At 71.4% G+C, this 20,068-nt stretch carries 20 protein-coding genes; 9 read left to right on the plus strand and 11 right to left on the minus strand.

All coding sequences use genetic code 11. The features are described 5' to 3' along the window. Positions 1–593: 593 nt before the first annotated feature. Positions 594–1,391, plus strand: coding sequence for an SAM-dependent methyltransferase (locus FVE25_RS22965; RefSeq protein WP_157249105.1), 798 nt, complete (start codon positions 594–596; stop codon positions 1,389–1,391). Here the strand turns inward: FVE25_RS22965 and FVE25_RS22970 are convergent. Together FVE25_RS22970 and FVE25_RS22975 are read right to left on the minus strand one after the other, a co-directional pair. Continuing rightward, positions 1,375–1,788, minus strand: a complete 414-nt coding sequence (locus FVE25_RS22970; RefSeq protein WP_246267324.1) for a GNAT family N-acetyltransferase — start codon at positions 1,786–1,788, stop codon at positions 1,375–1,377. The genes FVE25_RS22965 and FVE25_RS22970 overlap by 17 nt on opposite strands. Before the next feature lie 74 nt (positions 1,789–1,862). Beyond that, positions 1,863–2,459: a TetR/AcrR family transcriptional regulator gene (locus FVE25_RS22975; RefSeq protein ID WP_157249107.1), complete on the minus strand. Its 597-nt coding sequence runs from the start codon at positions 2,457–2,459 to the stop codon at positions 1,863–1,865. A gap of 23 nt (positions 2,460–2,482) precedes the next feature. On the opposite strand from FVE25_RS22975, the gene FVE25_RS22980 reads away from it, so the two are divergent. Then, positions 2,483–3,841 (plus strand): flavin monoamine oxidase family protein, encoded by a 1,359-nt coding sequence (locus FVE25_RS22980; protein ID WP_157249108.1) that lies wholly within the window; start codon positions 2,483–2,485, stop codon positions 3,839–3,841. A 78-nt stretch (positions 3,842–3,919) separates the two neighbouring features. Here FVE25_RS22980 and FVE25_RS22985 read toward each other — a convergent pair whose 3' ends face one another. Further along, positions 3,920–5,932, minus strand: a complete 2,013-nt coding sequence (locus FVE25_RS22985; RefSeq protein ID WP_157249109.1) for a HelD family protein — start codon at positions 5,930–5,932, stop codon at positions 3,920–3,922. Between the two features lie 102 nt (positions 5,933–6,034). On the opposite strand from FVE25_RS22985, the gene FVE25_RS22990 reads away from it, so the two are divergent. Further along, positions 6,035–6,364 (plus strand): hypothetical protein, encoded by a 330-nt coding sequence (locus FVE25_RS22990; RefSeq protein ID WP_157249110.1) that lies wholly within the window; start codon positions 6,035–6,037, stop codon positions 6,362–6,364. 190 nt (positions 6,365–6,554) lie between these two features. Here FVE25_RS22990 and FVE25_RS22995 read toward each other — a convergent pair whose 3' ends face one another. Together FVE25_RS22995 and FVE25_RS23000 are read right to left on the minus strand one after the other, a co-directional pair. Further along, positions 6,555–8,198 carry a DNA repair helicase XPB gene (locus FVE25_RS22995; RefSeq protein WP_157249111.1) on the minus strand — a complete coding sequence of 548 codons (1,644 nt, stop codon included), beginning with the start codon at positions 8,196–8,198 and terminating at the stop codon, positions 6,555–6,557. A gap of 68 nt (positions 8,199–8,266) precedes the next feature. Further along, a complete protein-coding gene (locus FVE25_RS23000) occupies positions 8,267–8,596 on the minus strand; it encodes a hypothetical protein (RefSeq protein ID WP_157249112.1) in 330 nt (109 codons plus the stop codon). Positions 8,597–8,680: 84 nt separating this feature from the next. Here FVE25_RS23000 and FVE25_RS23005 point away from each other — a divergent pair, with 84 nt between their 5' ends. Both FVE25_RS23005 and FVE25_RS23010 read left to right on the plus strand, forming a co-directional pair. Beyond that, positions 8,681–9,181 carry a SigE family RNA polymerase sigma factor gene (locus tag FVE25_RS23005; RefSeq protein ID WP_157249113.1) on the plus strand — a complete coding sequence of 167 codons (501 nt, stop codon included), beginning with the start codon at positions 8,681–8,683 and terminating at the stop codon, positions 9,179–9,181. 3 nt (positions 9,182–9,184) lie between these two features. Further along, complete coding sequence (locus FVE25_RS23010; RefSeq protein WP_157249114.1) at positions 9,185–10,072, plus strand: hypothetical protein; 888 nt, start codon at positions 9,185–9,187, stop codon at positions 10,070–10,072. Here FVE25_RS23010 and FVE25_RS23015 read toward each other — a convergent pair. The 3 genes from FVE25_RS23015 to FVE25_RS23025 are packed head-to-tail and all read right to left on the minus strand — an operon-like array spanning position 10,069 to position 14,459. Then, positions 10,069–11,532, minus strand: coding sequence for a class I adenylate-forming enzyme family protein (locus FVE25_RS23015; protein WP_157249115.1), 1,464 nt, complete (start codon positions 11,530–11,532; stop codon positions 10,069–10,071). The two genes, FVE25_RS23010 and FVE25_RS23015, sit on opposite strands and share 4 nt — an antisense overlap. 40 nt (positions 11,533–11,572) lie before the next feature. Continuing rightward, a complete protein-coding gene (locus FVE25_RS23020) occupies positions 11,573–12,079 on the minus strand; it encodes a Pycsar system effector family protein (RefSeq protein ID WP_157249116.1) in 507 nt (168 codons plus the stop codon). Positions 12,080–12,125: 46 nt separating this feature from the next. After that, positions 12,126–14,459: a helicase C-terminal domain-containing protein gene (locus FVE25_RS23025; RefSeq protein ID WP_157249117.1), complete on the minus strand. Its 2,334-nt coding sequence runs from the start codon at positions 14,457–14,459 to the stop codon at positions 12,126–12,128. A gap of 35 nt (positions 14,460–14,494) precedes the next feature. Here FVE25_RS23025 and FVE25_RS23030 point away from each other — a divergent pair, with 35 nt between their 5' ends. Further along, complete coding sequence (locus FVE25_RS23030) at positions 14,495–15,334, plus strand: hypothetical protein (RefSeq protein WP_157249118.1); 840 nt, start codon at positions 14,495–14,497, stop codon at positions 15,332–15,334. On the opposite strand, the gene FVE25_RS23035 is transcribed toward FVE25_RS23030, so the two are convergent. After that, the gene (locus tag FVE25_RS23035; RefSeq protein WP_157249119.1) at positions 15,327–15,938 is read right to left on the minus strand and encodes a TetR/AcrR family transcriptional regulator; all 612 of its coding nucleotides are present in this window, start codon (positions 15,936–15,938) and stop codon (positions 15,327–15,329) included. The genes FVE25_RS23030 and FVE25_RS23035 overlap by 8 nt on opposite strands. 34 nt (positions 15,939–15,972) lie before the next feature. Further along, a complete protein-coding gene (locus FVE25_RS23040; RefSeq protein WP_157249120.1) occupies positions 15,973–16,374 on the minus strand; it encodes a hypothetical protein in 402 nt (133 codons plus the stop codon). An 88-nt stretch (positions 16,375–16,462) separates the two neighbouring features. Between FVE25_RS23040 and FVE25_RS23045 the strand changes: the two genes are divergently transcribed. Both FVE25_RS23045 and FVE25_RS23050 read left to right on the plus strand, forming a co-directional pair. Next, positions 16,463–17,071, plus strand: a complete 609-nt coding sequence (locus FVE25_RS23045; RefSeq protein WP_246267326.1) for an HAD family hydrolase — start codon at positions 16,463–16,465, stop codon at positions 17,069–17,071. An 89-nt stretch (positions 17,072–17,160) separates the two neighbouring features. Beyond that, positions 17,161–17,556 carry a cold-shock protein gene (locus FVE25_RS23050; RefSeq protein WP_157249122.1) on the plus strand — a complete coding sequence of 132 codons (396 nt, stop codon included), beginning with the start codon at positions 17,161–17,163 and terminating at the stop codon, positions 17,554–17,556. Here the strand turns inward: FVE25_RS23050 and FVE25_RS23055 are convergent. Then, a complete protein-coding gene (locus FVE25_RS23055) occupies positions 17,553–19,133 on the minus strand; it encodes an MFS transporter (RefSeq protein ID WP_157249123.1) in 1,581 nt (526 codons plus the stop codon). The genes FVE25_RS23050 and FVE25_RS23055 overlap by 4 nt on opposite strands. Positions 19,134–19,258: 125 nt before the next feature. Between FVE25_RS23055 and FVE25_RS23060 the strand changes: the two genes are divergently transcribed. Next, positions 19,259–20,059: a DUF3027 domain-containing protein gene (locus FVE25_RS23060; RefSeq protein WP_157249124.1), complete on the plus strand. Its 801-nt coding sequence runs from the start codon at positions 19,259–19,261 to the stop codon at positions 20,057–20,059. Positions 20,060–20,068 lie beyond the last annotated feature (9 nt).

Genomic DNA, 20,068 nt, shown 5'->3' on the forward strand with positions numbered 1-20,068 from the left:
GGCGGATGAGCGTGCGACGGTCAGATAAACGGGCTTTCGGGTGCAGGTGGAGCGGGCCGGCGCGGTCCACTGGAGATCACATCGGTTTAGGGACGTCAATAACGAGCGCGCCTCACATGTGACTCCACAAGCTCCGGAAAGCCCATGGGTGACAACTTGGGCTCGGTGGAAAGGCCGGGTGCGGTGAGAGGAGGCGCTGAAGCCGAGTGGGAAGTCGAACAACTCCGCGCCTGGGTTGAGCGAGCCGGCGCGGGATGGACAGGGGTGTTTACCCCAGGTCAGATCCAGCGGAGGGCCCCGGCCAGGTGAATCACCGCTCCCACTCCTGGACCAGGCGCAGTTCGCCCATGTTTGCTGGAGAGGGTTACCGGCTCAATAAGCTCGGTCAGCCCTGGATTCCTTCCCGGAGTTGAGGTTTCGCCATCGCTCGCCGGGCCGACGTGGTAGCCGGCACCTACGACGGCCGGCACACCGTCGCCCTCCACACCAACGCCGAATGGAAGACTGGATCTCGTGGCCGAGTTCGGCGTCTGAGCGCGTGACGTACCCGCAACCCGTTTGCGGGCGTTTGCCGGGGCTGCTTCACTCGGCCCATGGCCGCTGCCGATGATCTGATCCGCCCTGACCGTTACCCGCGTTCGTCCGGATACGACCCGCGCTGGCTGCTCGATCTGGACATGGGGCCGAATCCGCTGTGGCTGCTGGAGGATCTGGCCGCCGACCTGGATCTGCGGCCCGGTATGCGGGTGCTCGACCTGGGTTCCGGGAAGGGGGCTACCTCGGTGTTCCTGGCCCGGGAGTTCGGGGTTCAGGTGGTGGCGGCCGACTGGTGGGTCTCCGCCCGGGAGGCTGCGGCGGTGTTCGCCGAGGCGGGGGTCGCCGGTCAGGTGGAGGCGGTCCGGGCCGAGGCGCATGCGCTGCCGTTCGAGGACGGCGATTTCGAGGCCATCGTGAGCATCGACGCCTTCGAGTATTTCGGCACCGGCGACCATTACCTGCCCTATCTGGTGCGGTTCCTGCGGCCGGGGGGTCAACTCGGCATCGCGACGCCGGGCATGACGCGCGAGGTGCGCGATCTCGGTGAGATCCCCGCGCACGTCAAGAAGGTCGTCGGGTGGGAGGCCATCGCCTGGCACACCGCCGACTGGTGGCGCTTCCAGTGGGAGGTCACCGAGCAGGTCACGGTCACCTCCGCGCGGCTGCAGGAGGACGGCTGGCGCGACTGGCTGGTCTGGACGCGCGCCGTCGCCGAGCATCGGCCCGAGGACGCGGCGGCGCAGCAGCCCGTGCTGGACATGCTCACCGCCGACCAAGGGGATTTCCTGTCGTTCGCCCTGGTCACCGCGCGCAAGAACGGCCCGCCCACGGGCGCCGTCAAGGCAGGGGCTTGACCCAGCGGCCCCATTCGGCCTGGCGGGTGTAGCCGGCGGCGGCCCAGGCGTGGTGGGCCAGGGTGTTGTCGTGCAGGACCATCGCGTCGGCACGGAAGGCGCCGAAGGCGGCGAAGCGGGTTTCGGCGGCGGCGAGCAGGGTGGTGGCGACGCCCTTCCTGCGGTGTGCCGGGTGTACGGCGAGGCGGTACAAGTGGGCCCGCCAGCCGTCCCAGCCCGCGATCAGGGTGCCGACCAGGACGCCGTCGAGCTCGGCCAGCAGGAGGGCTTCGGGGTCGCGGGTGACCAGGGCCGTCACCTTGTCGGCGGAGTCGTGGCGGTCGGTGCCTTCCGCGGCTTCCCGCCAGAAGTCCAGGACAGCGGGCACGTCGTCAAGCGCGCCGGTTCTCACCTTCACCCCGGAAACCTCGGAAAACCTCGAAACCCCGGAAACCGCGGATGCCCCGTCTTCGGCCATGCCCATGGACGGTATCAGGCGCCCAGACCGGACAGCAGAGCGGCGGCGATGACGTCGGCCTCCTCGCGGGCCGTGGCCGGGTCGTCGGCTTCGGCGATGGCCAGCGCCAGTTCGGTGATCGTGGCGAACAGGGTGCGGCTCAGCAGGTCCACCGGGTGGCGGGCCAGGAAGCCCTCCTCCATCAGCGTGCGCAGGGCCTCGCGGAGCAGGCCGCCGAAGTGGCGTTCGTCGAGTTCGCGCCAGCGCTCGCGGCCCAGGGCGGCGGGCGCCTGCTTGAGGACGATCTCGCGGTACTCCGGCGAGGCACAGGCGTCCCAATAGGCGCCGAGGCCGGCCTTCACCCGGATCTCCGGGGCGCCGGCGGCGGTCATCGCGGCGGTGACCGCGGTGACGGCGCTCTCCTCCAGCTCTTCGAAGACCGCCTCGAACAGGCCCTGCTTGCCGTCGAAGTGGTGGTACAGGGCGCCGCGGGTCAGGCCGGCGTGCCGTACCAGCTCTTCGGCGGAGACGGCGGCATACCCGCGCTCGGCGAACAGGCGGCGGCCGGTGTCGATGAGCGCCTGGCGGGTGCTCTCGGCGTAGAGCTCGCGGCGGGTCTTGACGGCGGTCATGCAACATGGATATCACATACATTATGAATGTCAGATACAACGTGAACGTGGCTGTGGTCGGCGCCGGGCTGGCGGGGCTCGTCGCGGCGCGTGATCTGGCCGGGGCCGGCCATGACGTGGTCGTGCTCGAGGCCCGGGAGCGGGTGGGCGGACGGACGCTCAACGGCGAGCTGCCCGGCGGCGCGCCGATCGAGCTCGGCGGTCAGTGGGTGGGCCCGGGGCAGGACCGGGTGCTGGCGCTCATGGACGAGCTCGGGATCGGGACGTTCCCGACCTACCACGAGGGCAAGCGGGTGGCGGAGCTGCGGGGGCGGTGGGTGGAGTACACCGGGCGCATCCCCAAGATCGGCCCGCTGGCCCTGGCCGACCTCGGGCGCGCGCAGGCGTCGCTGGACCGGGCGGCGCGGGCGCTGCCCCTGGAGGCGCCCTGGACGGCCGCCAACGCCCGCGAGCTGGACTCCCAGACGTTCGCCGCCTGGATGCGCACCCGGACGCGCACCGCCGACGGACGCGCGATGGTGCGCCTGGTCACCGAGGCGGTCTTCTCGGCCGAGCCCGAGGAGATGTCGGCGTTGTGGGCGTTGTTCTACTTCGGCGCGGGCGGCGGCTTCGACGCGCTCACCGAGGTGCGCGGAGGGGCGCAGCAGGACCGCGTGGCCGGCGGCTCCCAGGCCATCGCCCTGGCCGTCGCCGCCGAACTGGGCGATCGGGTACGGCTCGGCGAACCGGTCACCGAGATCACCTGGTCGGACGACGGGGTCGTGATCCGTACCCCGAACACCGAGACCCGAGCCCGGCGCGCGATCGTGGCCGTGCCACCGCCTCTGGCCGCCCGCATCCGCTACATCCCCGCCCTGCCCGGCGACCGCGACCAGCTCACCCAGCGCCTGCCGATGGGCCGGGTGATCAAGGTCCATGCGGTGTACGGTGACCCGTTCTGGCGCTCCGCGGGGTACTCGGGCGAGGCCAACAGTGACACCCGCGCCCTGGGCACCGTCCTGGACAACACTCCCCAGAGCGGCTCCCCGGGAGTGCTCACCGGCTTCTTCGAAGGCGCCCACGCCGACGCCGCGGCCGCCCTCCCGCCCGCCGAACGCCGCGCCCGTGCCATCGACGACCTGACCGCCTACTTCGGCCCGGTGGCCCGGTACGCCATCGACTACCTGGAACTCGACTGGGCCGCCGAGGAGTGGACCCGCGGCTGCTACGGCGCCTTCGCCACCCCGGGCACCCTCACCCGCTTCGGCCCCGCCCTCCGCCGTCCCGTCGGCCCCCTGCACTGGGCGGGCACCGAGACGGCCGTCCGGTGGGCGGGGTACATGGACGGGGCGGTGGAGTCGGGGCATCGCGCGGCGGCGGAGGTGGGCAAAGCCCTTGGATGACGTTTCGTGGTCAGGCATGCTGGACGGGTGACCGACACGATCCGCATCTTGATCCGCCTGCCCGCAGATTTGGTCGGGTCAGGTCAGGGCGGCGGGGAGGGGATCGTCGTGCAGGACGGTCAGGGAGGTGACCGCGCGGGTGAGGACCACGTACAGGCGGGCCAGGCCCCGGGGTTCCGCGGCCACGATGGCGGCCGGCTCCACGACGATGACGTGGTCGTATTCCAGGCCCTTGGCCAGCGTGGCGGGGACGATGAGGAGGCGGTGGTCCTCCTCGGTGCTGTCCGGATCCAGGACGGCGTGGGGGATGCCGGTGAGCCGGCCGGAGACCTCGGCCGCCAGCGCGTCGGGGACGATCAGGCCGATCGAGCCTTCCCTGGCCAGCGCCTCGTGAACGGCGTCGGTGACGGCGGCGCCGGGCCGTACTGACAGGGAGCCCAGTCCGGGGCGCAGGGACTGCGGCGGGGCCAGGCCGGGGGCGACGTCGGGCAGGAGGCGGGCGGCGTAGTCCAGGACCTCGCGGGGGACGCGGAAGCCGAGGGTGAGTTCGGTGACCTCGCCTTCGTCCTGGCCCAGGTGGCGCAGGACGGCCTTCCACGAGGTGGTGGACCACGGGGTGGTGCCCTGGGCGAGGTCGCCGAGGACGGTGGCCGAGCCGTTGCGGCAGCGGCGGCCGAGGGCGCGCAGTTGCATCTCGGACAGGTCCTGGGCCTCGTCGACGACGAGGTGGCCGAGCGAGGGGGTGCGTTCGATGAGGTCGGCGAGCTCGTCCAGGAGCGCGGCGTCGGCGGCGGACCACTTCGCGGACTTCCAGCCACGGTACGGCTTCCGCCACAACAGCATTTCCTGCTCGTCAGGCGAAATTTCGGACTTGTGGCATGCCTTGGCGAGAAACTCCGCATCCGACAACAGGCGGAACAACACCTGCGCCGGCGTCACCTTCGGCCAGACCGCGTCCACCAGCTGCTTCACCGGCTTCGACCGGGCCACCGCGTCCTGCACCCGGTCGTCGGGGGAGTCGCCACGCTGTTCCATGCGGACCAGCACCTGGTGGGCCAGCCGCTGCGCCAGCGCCGCCCGGCCGGGGGCGTAGCGAGTGGTCCCCCGCAGGGAGGCGACGATCTCCCGCACCTCGTAGTCGGCGACCCGGAACCGGTGGACGCCCCGGGTGTAGACGAGCCCCTCTTCGGGTTTGCTGATGTGCAGCCAGAGCGCTCGCTCGAGCACGGCGGCCATCCGCGCGTCGCCCTTGAGCGCGGCCACGGCGGGCTCCTCGGGCGCGTCGGAGGCGCCGAGCAGGTCGGCGACGGTGGTCTGGTCGACCTTGACCTCGCCGAGCGCGGGCAGGACGGAGGAGATGTAGGACAGGAACGCGCGGTTCGGCCCGACGATCATGACTCCGGAGCGGGCCAGCCGCTCCCGGTGCGTGAACAGCAGGTACGCGGCCCGGTGCAGGCCGACGGCGGTCTTCCCGGTGCCCGGCGCCCCCTGGACGCAGACGGTCTGGCCCAGCTCGGCGCGGACGATCGCGTCCTGGTCGGGCTGGATGGTGGCGACGATGTCGCGCATGGGGCCGGTGCGGGGGCGTTCGATCTCCTCGGTCAGGATCTTCGAGGGGCCGATCTCGCCGCCCTGGTCGAGGGGCTCGTCTTCGTAGGCGGTCAGCGCGCCGCCGTGGTAGCCGAAGCGGCGCCGCCGTACCACGCCCATGGGGTCGGCGGGGCTGGCCTGGTAGAACGGGCGGGAGACCGGGGCGCGCCAGTCGATCACGAGGGGACGGCTGCCGCCGTCGTGGACGTGGCGGCGGCCGACGTAGATGGTGCCGGGCAGATCGTCCTTGGTGCCGCGGTCGAGGCGGCCGAAGAACAGCGGGGTGTCCGGATGGTCGGCGAGGGCGGCGACGCGCTTGTCGAGCAGCGACTGGAGGACCTGCTGGGAGACCCAGTCGCCCGCGGCGTCGGCGGACAGGGACTGCGCGTGCTCGCGCATCGCCTGCAGCGCCTTGCGGGAGTCGGCCAGGTGCGCCTGCTCGGCGGCGAGGACGTCGGCTGGGTCGTTGGATATGTCGGGTGCCAGCTGGTGTGCGGGCATGCGAAATGCCTCCCCGTCGGAGTGGTAACCGGTAGCGAATCGGCCAGTCTAATCGGGGGGACCGGAGGCATCCAAAGCATTTACCCGGGGTAGAGGGAGACCGTGGCACGTGTGCGGTTCGGCATCTCCCCGATCGTCCCCACCATCGCGAGCTTCCTGCTCGCGGCCCTGTGGGGACTGTCCGTCTTCGCGGGCTGGGGGACCGCCGCCTTCTGCGGGAACGGCAGCGCCGAGTGCGGGCAGCGCCTGGCGGCCGTCGCGGGCCTGTCCGGGCTGTTCGCGATGCTGGCCGCGGTGTGTACGGCGGCGGCCTGGGTGATCCCGGCTGCCCGGCGGGACCAGCGGACGTTCAACGTGTACATGGGCTCGGCGGTGGCGGCGTGGATCGTGGCCGAAGGGGTGTTGTTCCTGGGCGGCCTGCTCGCCACCTAGCCAAATCACATAAAATCTGGCGATATTTCGGGGCATTTCGGGTGCGTTTGAGGGATCATCGGGTATGTCGCAGCTGGCGTGAAGTATGCGACTGCGCGCAGGTGAGGGGGGTGGTTCGATTGTCGACGGCCCGCGGAGTTTCGTGGACCTGAGAGTTTGAGGGAGACCCGGCCGCCGGAGCGGCCGGGTCTCAGACCTCCAGGACGTCGTCGGCGTCGATGATCTGGTAGGCGTACCCCTGCTCGGCCAGGAACCGCTGCCGGTGCGCGGCGAACTCCTGGTCGACGGTGTCCCGGCTGACCACGGTGTAGAAACGGGCGCCACCCCCGTCGGACTTCGGCCGCAGGACCCGGCCGAGCCGCTGCGCCTCCTCCTGGCGGGAGCCGAACGTGCCCGAGACCTGGATGGCCACCGCCGCCTCCGGCAGGTCGATGGAGAAGTTCGCCACCTTGGACACGACCAGGACCTGGATCTCCTTGTCGCGGAATGCCTGGTAGAGTCGCTCGCGCTCCTTCACCCGGGTCTCGCCCTTGATGACCGGCGCGTTGAGGTGCTCGCCGAGCTCGTCGAGCTGGTCGATGTACTGGCCGATGACCAGCACCTGCTCGCCCAGATGCCTTCTGACCAGCGCCTCGGTCACCGTCGTCTTGGACGGCGTGGTGGCGCAGAAGCGGTACTTCTCATCCGACTCGGCCATCGCGTAGGCCAGCCGTTCCTCGTCGGAGAGCGTGACGCGGACCTCGACGCAGTCGGCCGGCGCGATCCAGCCCTGGTTCTCCATCTCCTTCCAGGGCGCGTCGTAGCGCTTGGGGCCGATGAGGGAGAACACGTCACCCTCGCGGCCGTCCTCGCGCACCAGCGTCGCGGTCAGCCCCACCCGGCGGCGGGCCTGAAGGTCGGCGGTCATCCGGAAGATGGGCGCGGGCAGCAGGTGCACCTCGTCGTAGACGACCAGGCCCCAGTCGCGGGCGTCGAACAGCTCCAGGTGCGCGTAGACGCCCTTCCGCTTGGTCGTCATCACCTGGTAGGTGGCGATGGTGACCGGGCGGATCTCCTTCTTGGTGCCGGAGTACTCGCCGATCTCGTTCTCGGTCAGCGAGGTGCGCTTGAGCAACTCGGTCTTCCACTGATGGGCGCTGACGGTGTTGGTCACCAGGATCAGCGTGGTGGCCTGGGCGTGGGCCATCGCGGCCGCGCCGACGATCGTCTTGCCGGCGCCGCAGGGCAGCACGACCACCCCGGAGCCACCGTGCCAGAAGGCGTCGGCCGCGTCCTTCTGGTAGGGACGCAGCGCCCAGCCGTCCTCGCGCAGCGCGATCGGGTGCGCCTCGCCGTCCACGTAGCCCGCGAGGTCCTCGGCCGGCCAGCCCAGCTTGAGCAGCGCCTGCTTGACGTTGCCGCGGTCGCTCGGGTGCACGACGACCGAGTCGGCGGCCAGGCGCTCGCCCAGCATCGGCTGGATCTTCTTCGAGCGCAGCACCTCTTCGAGCACGGCCTGGTCGGTGGAGGTCAGGACGAGGCCGTTGACCGGGTCCTTCTCCAGCCGCAGCCGGCCGTACCTGGCCATGGTCTCGGCGATGTCGACCAGCAGCGCGTGGGGCACCGGGTAGCGGCTGTGGCCGATGAGCGCGTCGATGACCTGCTCGGCGTCGTGACCGGCGGCCCGCGCGTTCCACAGCGCCAGCGGAGTGACGCGGTAGGTGTGGACGTGCTCGGGCGCGCGCTCCAGCTCCGCGAACGGCGCGATGGCCTTGCGACAGGCGTCGGCGTTCGCGTGGTCGACCTCGAGCAGCAGTGTTTTGTCGGATTGGACGATGAGTGGGCCGTCGTTCACCGCTCCCCCTTCGATGGCTACCGCCTATCCAACACACATCGGCGGCGGAACAGTCCCTGAACTGGGAATCAGTCGTCGAAGGCGCCGTTCACGCCGAGGACGATGAACAACGCGATCGTCAGCACGAATCCGGAGCCGAACAGGATCCAGGACCAGAGCAGCCGGCTCCTGGCGTTCTCCGGCTCGGAGTCGACCTTGCCGAGCGCCAGGCCCGCCATGATGGCGCCGGGGATGGCCAGGAAGTTGCAGCAGGAAACGGTGGCGACGAGGTTGAGAACGAGGGCGATGATGCTGGTGGTGCGCAAGCCGTCGTTGCGTGGCCCGGGCGGCGGATACCCGTAGCCGGGAGGAGGGCGGTCGCCGTAGGGCGCGCCGTACGGCTGGTTCGGATAACTCATAACACCACCAGATTTATCACGACGTCGCCATAGATCTGCGGTCTTGGCGGCATCTATGGGGGTGAGACACCAGAAGGAGGCCAGGTGCACCCCGACGATCGCCGAGGTTTCACCGAGTTCGTCGCCGCGCGTTCCAGCAGCCTGATCCGGCTGGCCTACGTCCTGACCGGCGATCAGCACACCGCCGAGGACCTGCTGCAGACCGCGCTGGTCAAGACGGCCGGCCGCTGGCGCGCGATCACGGGCGACCCCGAGGCGTACGTCCGCAGGGTGATGTACCGCGAGCAGGCCGGTCTGTGGCGCAGCCCGCGCTGGGGCCGCGAGCGCGTCGTCGAGACGCCGCCGGAACGCCTGAGCGCAGACGCCACCGCCGAGGTGGACGAGCGCCTGGCGCTGGAGCGCGCCCTGCGGCAACTGCCGCCGCGCAAGCGCGCGGTGCTGGTGTTGCGCTACTTCGAGGACCTGCCCGAGTCGGAGGTCGCCAGGATCATGGGCTGCTCGATCGGAACCGTCCGCAGCCAGGCCCATCAAGCCGTCAAGCGCCTGCGCGCGCTCGTCGGCGACCGCGTCAGCCAGGAGGCATGAACGATGGCAGTCGACGAACGCACGATCGCCGAGGGCCTGCGCCGCATGGCCGCCCGGGCCGAGACGCCCGACGCCGCCGATCTGGCCGCCTCCGTGCTCCGGTCCACGGTACGGCGGCGCCGTACCGGATGGGCGGTGACCGCGGCCACGGTGGCGGCTGCGGTGGCCGTCGGCGCGGTGGCGGTGACGAACCTGCCGGATCCGGCGGACCGGACGAGCGCGGCGGTCGAGCCCACGTTCACCGGGCTGACCGTCGCCCCCAGCCCGGCGCTGCCCGCGGCGCCGCCCATCGAGGGGCTGCCGGCCAACACGCCCGAGCAGTACAAGCAGGTGCGCGACTGCATGCCGGAGGGCGGCCCGGTGCACAACATGGATCCCGAGCTGCGCATCTCCCGGCACGGCGTCGCGGAGGACTTCCGGCTGCTGGCCGAGTTCCGTGACGACCTGGGCGCGACGCGGCTCATGGGCAGCAGGAAGGGGTTCGTGCTGTGCACGCCGGGCGTCCTGGACGTCAGCTACCCGGAACGGCCGGTGTTCACGTACTGGGCGCAGGAGATGCCGGGCAGCCTGGCGTTCCCGGGGGCGCTGATGGTGGACGTGGCCGACACGCAGATGCAGTCGGAGGTCAACCCGGGCACGGACGGCGATCCGGTGTTCATGGTCGTGGCCGGGCGGGTCAGGCAGGACGTGGCCAGGGTGGCGCTCGCCTGGGCCAATGGGCAGAAGACGGACGCCACCGTCACCGGCGGCTTCTTCATCGGGCGGGCCCGGATGAGGACGGACCGGCTGCCCAAGGTGAGCGTGACCGCCTACGGCCGTGACGGGCAGGTCCTGGACGCGCAGAAGGGGCTCGAGGGGCTGGTTCTCGGCGCCCGGGACGCCGACGACTAGAGCCGGGTCCGGAGCTGCTTGCGGTCGATCTTGAGCACGCTGGTGACCGGGAAAGTGTCGACGAAGTGCACCTCGCGGGGGTACTTCACCCGGCCGACCCGGTCGCGCGCCCAGGTGATGAGGGTGTCGGCGGAGACCTCGGCGCCGGGGCGGACCTGGACGAAGGCGACGACCTCCTCGCCGTGCCGCGGGTCGGGGCGGCCCACCACGCCCGACAGGACGACGTCGGGATGCTGGTTGAGCGCGTCCTCCACGTCGCGGGGGAAGACGTTGAAGCCGCCCCGGATGATCAGGTCCTTCTTGCGGTCCACGACGTACAGGTAGCCGTCGTCGTCCAGGCAGCCGATGTCGCCGGTGCGCAGTTCGCCGTCGACGATGGGGGAGTCGAGGCCGCCCCAGTAGCCGAGCATGAGCGACTCGCCGCGGATGCAGATCTCGCCGACGTCGCCGGTCTCGACGGCCTCGCCGGAGTCGTCGCGGACGGTGATCGTGTAGCCGGGCAGGGGCAGGCCGACGCTGCCGACCCGGCGCCGTCCCGGCGGGTTGAACGTGGTGACGGCGCTGGTCTCGGTCATGCCGTAGCCCTCGAGGATCTGGGTGCCCGGCACGCGGCGCTCGAACTCGGCCAGCGTCTCGCGCCCGAGCGGGGCGGCGCCGCAGGTGAGGAAGGCCAGGTCGGGCAGCGGGTGCTCTTCGAGGGGCTCGGCCAGGAGCATCTGCAGCATCGACGGGACGACGGTGCCGAACTGGGCGCGCTGCTCGGCGGCGAGGGCCAGGAACGCCTTGGGCTCGAACCAGCGCATGAGCACCGCCTGCTGGCGTTCGGTGGCGTGCATCTCGGCCACGCTGATGATCAGGCCGTAGGCGTGGGAGAGGGGGACGGGCACGATCGCCCGGTTGAGCCCCTCCTGGTGGGACATCGTGTAGGCGTCCTTGGCGGTCTGCCAGAGGCCGCGGTGGCTGAGCTGGACGCCTTTGGCGCGGCCGGTGGTGCCGCCGGTGTACATGAGCGCGGCCAGGTCGCCGGGGTCGACGGTGACGGGCCCGTGCTCGGGCTCCCGCTCAAGCTCCTCCGCATCCAGAAAAATCCGGACATTCTCTGGTGCGGCGTGGCGGACGGTCTCCACCAGCTCCGGCGAGGTCACGATGGCCACGGCCCCGCTGTCGGTCAGGATGTGCCGGAGCTCGTCCACGCCGACCAGGAAGACGATCGGCGTCACGACGGCGCCGGCCGCCCACAACGCCTGGTAGACGATGGACACCTCGGGACTGGTCGCCATCATCACCGCCACGCGGTCGCCGGGCCGCACCCCGGCCGCGACGAAGCCGCCGCAGATGCGCCTGGCCCGCTCGGCCAGAGTCAGCCTGCGGTGCCAGACGCCCTCGTAGTACACCGCGTCGTAGTCGCCGAACCGCTCCCACGACGTCTCGGCCAGCCTGCCCAGCGTTTGCTCGGTCACAGGATCAAACCTGATCCGCGCCGTGGCCGGCCGTCAAGTCTCAGACGAGCAGGATCGCCGCCGACCAGGCGGTGATGCTGAGGATCATGACACAGCTCCAGCGCACCGCCCGGGTGACGTGGAGGTGCTTGACGCGGGCGATGGCGGCCAGGGTGGTGACCATCGCCCACGCCTCCTCGTACTGCGTGGCCAGGTCGGTGTGGTCGGGGGCGGTTTCTGGCACGCCGGAGATGCCGAACCGGCTGCGGATGAAACTCCGCGACGGGCTGACCGCCCTGGCCAGGTGGTACCCGGCGCCCAGGAAACCGGCGGCGAAGACGACCAGGATGGGCCAGCCGACGGCGGGGCTGCCGGCCAGCATCCGGGGGGCGACACCCGACTGGGCGGCGAGCAGGGCCGCGCCCGCCGCGTGGACCACCACGACGATGCCCGCCTTGGCGTCGGCGTGCTGCACGTAGTTCTGGAACACGGAGACGGTGGCCAGCGCGGTGACCACGTCCTCTCTGGAGACTTCTTTGCGCTTACGCCCGATCAAGAAGAGATCCACACTCCCATTGGAGCGGACGACCGATGCCGCCAACAGGGAAAAAGGCTCACTGCAGCCCGGCGACCCCGGTGATCCGATGCAGGGCGAAGCGGTGGACGGCGGCCCGCGTCTCGTCGTAGGCCGTGAGGTAGCCGCCCTCCATCCGGGCCGGCTCCAGAATCCTGGACGTGGCGTTGCCCTGGGAGTCGAGGTAGCCGATCCACACCCGCACACCCTGGCGGATGGCATCCTGCAGGGCGGCGATCGTGGCCGTGGCGGGGCTGCGCGGCACCTGCCCGCCCGGCGCCGCCACCGGCTCCCTGCGCGCCAGGTGCGCGGTGTCACCGGCCCGCAGCGCGCGCACGGCGGCGGCCGCCACGTCGGGCGCGAGACCGGTCGCCGGGGCCGCCGCGCGCACCGGCGCCACGCCCTCCGTGCGGCGGCTGTCGAGCTGGGTGATGATCACGTCGCCGTCCAGCGACTCGGCCACCGGCGCGTACCCCATCGCGCGCAGCGCGTCGACCAGCACGGCCCTGGAGGAGCGGGAGGCGATCACCGTCGGCGCCAGGCGGCGCAGCCTGAGCTGGGCGGCCCGCCGGTCGGCGACGATCTGGTCGAGCAGCGCCGGATCGTCGCAGCGCACATAGGCACTGGCCGTGCCCACCCGGATCCGGCCGTGCCGCCGGGCCACGTCGGCCACCAGGTACGACAGCGCCTGCGGCACCGGCGTGGCCGAGTGGCGTTCCAGCATGGCCAGCATCTCCTCGGCGCCCTGGCCGGCGTCGAGCGCGCGGCGGATCGAGGACTCGCCGAAGCGGTAGACCGTCGCCCCGCCCTTGGACTCGATGTCGGCGGCCAGCGTCATCCAGCGGTTCAGGTCGCTGGTCAGCGGCCCGGGCGCGACGGCGGTCAGGTCGGCCTGCAGCAGCACGTGGCCGACCGGCTCGGGCAGCAACGGCTCGAGTACGGCGGCGCCGTCCTCGCCGGCCAGCACCGCGCGGGCGTGCCCGGACAGCACGCCGAGCCCGGTGACGCCGATCTGCTCGGCCTCGCGCAGCGTGAACTCCAGGAGCTGCTCGCGCAGCGGCCCACGCCGCCGGGGTTGCTCCCAGGCCAGCCGCCCGGCGATCGCCTCGCGGGTCGGCGCCAGGCCGGGCGCGGCAGCCAGCACGGACAGCGTCGCCGTACGCACCCCGGAGGCGGCGCCGCGGCGCAGGTCGGTGTGGAGCGCGTTGAGCGGCCTGTCCCTCTCGTCCCGCTCGCCGACGAGGCCGGGCACCCGGTCCATGTGCAGCCACGTCGAGGCCAGGATGACCCAGCGGTCGGCGGTCGGCTTGACCCGCCACAGGTCGTAGCCGGTGGTCGGCACCCACTCGGTGTCCAGGTCGCCGCCCACGGCGACGAGCCCGGTCGCGTGGGCCACCTCGATCACCAGCGCCGCCGCCCACTCGGGCAGGTCGAGGTCGGTGGCGGCGCGCTTGAGGTCGCGCACGCCGAGCCCGCCGGTGCGCAGCACGCCGGGCGGCTCCAGGCTCCAGCGCTCGCACAGCTCCTCCACCGACCGCACGAACGCGAACGCCTGCCCGGCGGCGGTCCGGTCGGCCAGCTTCTGGTCGCGCTCGGCGCCTTCCAGCGGGATCGGGACGGCCCGCAGGTCGCGGTGGATCCGCCCGTCGCGCAGATACAGCCCCACCTCGCGGGGCAGGGTCACCGTCTCCTCGCCGATGGCCGCCAGCAGCGCTCGGGCCAGCAGCTCCTCGATCGGCGAGCGCGCCGACTCCAGCCGCACCTCCCGCCGCGCGTTGGGCACCCGCCCGGTCGGCGGCCCCCAGGCCAGTTGCTCCAGGGCCGCCCGCGCCTCCGGGGAGACGTCCTCGATCAGCTTGCCCGGCTCGGCCAGCGCCGCCGCGAGGCGCTGCTTGCCGCCGCCCTCGGTGCCCGGCGCGATCTCGTCGGCCATCTCGGCCAGTTGCTCGGGCGGATGGTGGCGGAACGCCTCGGCCGCCGGAGGACCCAGCCCGGCCGGGTCGTCGAGCACCTTGCGCACCCCGGGCGCCAGGTCGAGGGCGCTGTCGGGCCCGTAGACGACGGCCAGCTCGCGCAGCCGCTCCAGCGCCGCCGTCAGCTCCGGCTCCGGCTTGCCCTCGCTCAGCCCGCGCCCGAGGACCGTGCGCAGCCGCGCCTTGGAGATCGGCTTGTCGTGTACGGCCAGCGTCTCGACGACCGCCAGCGTGAAGCGGTCGAGCCGGTCGAGCACGCGGCCGATCGCCGACGGGCTACCGGCCCGCGAGGCGAGCCCCTCGAGATGGGCCGGCACCGGAGTGATCAGCTCGGGACGCGCCGACACGAGCGCCCTCAACTGGTCGTCGGTGCGCCTCCTGATCCACTCCGTGAACTCCATCGTTGCCATGGTATGTCGCACGTGATTGGGGCAGCATGGCTGTCGTGATAGAGCGGGCAGATCAGCTGATTCTCAACTACGTCTCGAAGGCCGCGGACGCGGCTCACGGCGTGTTGTCGGCGGATCAGCGGCTCGACTTCGCCAAGCGGCTGCGCGCCCGCATCGAGCATGAGCGCCGGGGCAGCCAGAACGCCCGCGAGGTGGTGAGGGTCCTGGAGCGCTTCGGCGACCCGGCGGCGCTGGTGGCCCGCGAGGCGCACCGGCTGGCGGAGCGCGATCGCGCCCCCGACGGCACCGCCGTACTGCCCAGGGTGGACGGGACGCCGGGCGCCGCGCACTTCCCGACGATCCGCGACGACGCCGAGCTGCCGCGCAGCGCCGCCCAGCACGTGCGGCTGGCCCGCGACCGGCTGAGCAGGAGGCCGGGGCGCGGCATGCCGCTGGCCGGGCTGCGGCGGGCGGTGATGTCCAGCGCCAACCCGATGACCACCGAGGGCCGCGACGCCGTCACCATCGCCAGGGAGCATCCCCGCGAGACCGTGGCGATGGCTCTACTGCTCGTGGCGGCGCTGATGGTGCCCTTCAACCTCCCGGCGGTGGCCATCTTCCGGGTGCCGGTGATCATCTGGGCGATCGGCGCCGTCATCGTGCTGGTCAGCGACAGCTGGACACTGCGCGACCGGCTGATGGGGATCGGCGCGCCCATCGTCGGCTACGGCCTCGGCGGCGTGGTCGTCGGCGGCCTGCGCGTCGGCTCGGAGGCCGGGTTCGACCGGTTCTTCACCGAGTTCTTCAACGTCAGCGGGATCATGTTCATGATCGGCGCGGGGATCGGCGTGGTGCTGCTGGCCTACCGGCTCTTCAACGTCAGCTGACCGGCAGCAGGCCCACGGCCAGGCGTACCCAGGCGGCCACGAACTGCTCCTTGTCCACGTGCCCGGGGGACTCGCCCACGGTCTCCTGGAAGAGCCGGAAGTGCACCACCGAGCCGCCCAGCACGGCGGCGATGGCGGGCCAGTCGACCTTGGCGTTCTGGTACTCGGGCTGGCCGGTGAACCAGGTCGTGATCGCGTCGAACATCGGCTGCAGCAGGCCCTCGCGGACCACCGCGACCAGCTCGGGGAACTGGCTCAGGTCGCGGAAGAAGACCCGGGTCAGCTCGCTCTCCTCACGCACCTTGGCCAGGCCCGCCCGGCACACGTGCGACAGCCGTACCTCCAGGTCGGCCGACTCCATGTCGTCCAGCTCCGCCAGGCTCTCGGCCACCTGGGCCTTGGTGCGGTTGGCGTGCTCGTTGATCGCCGCGGCCAGCACCTCGTATTTCGACTTGAAGTGCCGGTACAGGCCGCCGGCGCCGGGGGAGAGCCCGGAGGCGGCCTCGATCTCGGCCACGGACGTGGCTGAGTAGCCCCGCTCGGCGAACAGCCGAAGGGACTCGTCGATGATCCGCTCACGCGTGCTGCTCGGCGATCTTGTCATGTCTTACCCGATACCTCCGCAAGGAGCGTAGCCGTCACGGCGCCAGCCGGCGGACGAGGCTCGCGGCCACCGAACCGAGGATGAGCCACACGGCGGCGGCCAGCCCGTAGTTGACCAGTGTCTCCCAGCGATGGTCGGCCAGTTGGAACAGGGTCGCCAGGCCCAGCGACAGCCAGGTGGCCAGCGACTCGACGAGTTGGTACCAGGTGTTGGCCGGGTTCGCCCGGAACACCGTGAACACGGCGTAGAGGACGACGGTGAGCGCGGCCAGCCGGGTGGCCGCCTTGACGACCCAGACGGCGAAGGTCACGATCCGGCGCCACAGGCCGAGCGGGCGGGAGGCGGAGGGTCTGGCGGGGCGATGGGGGCGGGTGTGCTCCAGCGGGGCCGCGACCAGCTTGTCACCGGGCTCCGGGGGCTTGGGGGTCTCCGACATGGGCGCTCCCTTGATAAGTAATTCCTTTCTGCCCACTCCAACGGTCCCACAATTACCCTCGTTACGCTTCCTTTGGCATCCTGCTGACGTGACCACTTCTGTAGGCTTCGACCTGGATATGACACTTGCCGATACCCGGTCGGGCATTGCCGCTGTCTATGACGAGCTCTCCCGCCTCCTTGGCGTCGAGATCGACAGCCGGGCCGTCGTCTCCAGGCTCGGGCCTCCGCTGGAGCTCGAACTCGCCAACTGGCTGCCGGAAGCGGAGATCCCGGCGGCGGTGACGTTGTTCAGGAAGATCTACCCCGAGCTGGCCGTACCCGCGACCACCGCCATGGACGGCGCCCACGACGCGATCGCGGCGGTGCGCCGGGGCGGCGGCCGGGTCATCGTGGTCACCGGCAAGAACGTCCACGACGCCCGGCGGACCGTGAGCTGGCTCGGCCTGGAGGTCGACGAGGTCGTCGGATCGGTGTTCGGAGCGGCCAAGGGAACGGCTCTCGCGTCGTTCGGCGCGGCCGCCTATGTTGGAGATCATGTGGCCGACATCGAGGCCGCCCGAGCGGGAGGGGCCTTCAGCGTGACGGTCGCGACCGGTCCCTACACCGTCGGCGAGCTGCGCGATCATGGAGCCGATGTGGCGCTGGGCGATCTGACGGAATTCGCGACATGGTTTGGCGATTGGCGTCAGGCGTAATTTACGCCAAATACCCGGTCGCTCACGGGCTCTGCGGGGCATAACCTACATCCATCCTTTTCTCCAACGTTTCGAACGAGGTCCCTCCTGTGCCGAGTGGCAAGGTCAAGTGGTACGACGCCGACAAGGGTTTCGGCTTCCTCACCCGCGACGACGGCGGTGAGGTGTTCGTGCATTCCTCCGCGCTCCCCACTGGTGCGGCACCCCTGAAGCCCGGCCAGAAGGTCGAGTTCGGAGTGGCCGAGGGCCGGCGGGGCCAGCAGGCCCTGTCAGTGCGGATCCTCGACCAGCCGCCGACCCTGGCCAAGGTCAAACCCAAGGGAAAGCGGAAGAAGCCCGACGAGATGGTCGTCATCGTCGAAGACCTCATCAAGCTGCTCGACGATGTCTCCACGTCCTTCCAGCGCGGCAAGCACCCCGACGCCGCGCACGCCAAGAAGATCGCCCAGGTGCTGCGGGCGGTAGCCGACGACCTCGACGCCTAGCCGTACGGGTTGGTGAGGGGTTTGGTCCTGTCCACCTGATCGGGCGCGGGCAGCTCTTCCTGTGCCCACGCCTGCTCGGGCCCGGGTTCCGGCGTGGGCTTGTCCTGTTGTTCCCGCACCTGGGCGTTGACCGCCTTGATGCGCTTCCTGCGCCGGATCAGCAGCCAGATCAGCCAGGCGAACAACACCACCGACAGCGTGATGAAGCCGGGCGGGCCGTTCCCGGTCAGCGAGAGCACCAGGCCGACCAGCCCGCCGAACACCCACGCCAGCTGCAGCAGCGCCTCGACCACGCCGAACGTGGACGAGCGCACCTCCTCGCCGATCTCGCGCTGCACGATCGCGTCGAGCGCCAGCTTGCCGAGCTCCTGGGAGAAGGCGGTGACGAGCGCGACCGCCACCACCGTCCACAGATTGAAGAAGATCGCGGTGGCCACCGCCGTCGCGGTGGTCAGGCCCAGTGTGAGCAGCACGATCAGCTGCGGCGAGTGGTTGCGCGCCCAGTTGGCCACGGCGGCGCCGATCAGGCCGCCCAGACCGGCGGCCAGCGCCAGCACCCCGATCGTCCTCGGCACGTCGAAGAAGGTGTTCTTGTCGGCCAGCCAGGGCGCCCCCAGGTCCTGGACCAGGAAGAGCATGAAGAACAGCAGGAAGCCGGAGAACAGCCGCCCGCCCACGTTGGCCAGCATCGCCTCGGTCACCGCCGGGCCCACGTTGAGCAGGCTCCGCCAGCGCTCGGCCCGGCCTCCCGAGGGCGGCTCCTCCTCCAGCTCCGGCGAGTCGACGTGCCGCGGCAGCCGTACCGCGAAGACGCCGATCAGCAGGAAGGCCACCATCGCGATGCGCAGCATCGCCGCGCTGCCCAGCCACGCCGTCAGCCCCGCCGCGACGGGTACGGCCACGCCCGCCGTCACCAGCGAGAACAACGCCACCCTGGCATTGGCGGAGACCAGCGTGATGTCGGCGGGCAGCACGCTCGGCATGATCGCCGCGCGGGAGACGTTGAACGCCTTCGACAACACCAGCACGCCCAGCGCGCCCGCGAACAACGTCGGCAGGTCGCCCGGCCCCACCGCGGCGGCCATCGCGAAGCAGAGCAGCCCCCGGCCGAACAACGTCCCGGCCATGACGTAACGCCGCCCCGAGCGGAACTTGTCCAGGATCGGGCCCACGAACGGCGCCACGAGCGCGAACGGGATCATCGTGATCACGAGGTAGAGCGCCACCGAGCCGCGCGCCTCGCCGACCGGGACGCCGAAGAAGACCGTGCTCGCCAGCGCCACCGTCACCATCGCGTCGGCCGCGCTGTTGCCGATGGCCAGCTCGATCAGGCGGCCCAGGCCGGTACGGCCGGCGCCGTTGGCGTGCGTGAGGCGCCGCGTGGCCTGGCCGACCTTGTGCGCGCCCCTGGCCGTGGCGAGGCCGGCCCGCTTGGTGCCGGACGCCGTCGCGCGACCGGCCCGCCAGGTGCCCGTGGCCGTGGCGCGGCCGGCGCGCCAGGATGCGCGGCCCGCCTGGGCCGCCCCTCTCCCGACACGCCGCGCGATGTCGCGCGCCTTATCCCAGCCTTCCGCCACAGCTACCAGTCTTACCCGATTTGTGGTCACTCTCGGACCCGGATTCTCCGGGAGGGCATTGTCAGGTCCGGCCATGGGTGAGAATGAAGTGTGAGCGAACAGCACCTTTCGGCGGAGGCGGTCCGATGACGCGCACCAGGACTCGCGTGGCCCCGCCCGACCAGGCCTGTGTCGCCGCGGTCGACCTGGCGCGCACCGCCGCGCTCGAGCTCGCCCGGCCCGGCGAGCCCGGCGACCACCTCGGCTACGAAAGCGAGGGCGACCGGGTCGTCACCCACTACTTCGCCTGCCAGGACCGCGCCTACCGCGGCTGGCGCTGGGCCGTCACCGTCGCCCGCGCCTCCCGGGCCAAGGCCGTCACGGTCAGCGAGGCCGTGCTGCTGCCCGGCTCCGGCGCCCTGATGGCCCCCGCGTGGCTGCCGTGGAGCGAACGGCTGCGCCCCGGCGACCTCGGCGTGGGCGACCTGCTGCCCACGGCCGACGACGACGACCGCCTCGAACCCGGCTTCACCGACTCCGGCGACGACAGCGACCGCCAGATGCTCTTCGAGTACGGCCTCGGCCGCGCCCGCGTCCTCTCGGCCATCGGCAGAGACCGCGCCGCCAGGCGCTGGCACTCCGGCGAACGCGGGCCGCACACCCCGATCGCCCACGCCGCGCCCGCCCAGTGCTCCACGTGCGGCTTCTATCTGCCGCTTTCCGGGGTGATGCGGCAGGAGTTCGGCGTGTGCGCCAACGAGTACGCGCCCGACGACGGCAAGGTGGTCTCCGCCGACCACGGCTGCGGCGCCCACTCCGAGGCCGCCGTCATGCCGCCGACCGTCGAACCCTCCTCGCCCATCCTCGACGACATGGGTTTCGACCTGATCGACGACGAGGCCGGATCGGTGGACGAATCAGCCTCCGAGGAGCTCGGCCACTCCTGACTCCAGGTG

The organism is Nonomuraea typhae, assembly GCF_009760925.1.
GTDB classification, from domain to species: Bacteria; Actinomycetota; Actinomycetes; order Streptosporangiales; family Streptosporangiaceae; genus Nonomuraea; species Nonomuraea typhae.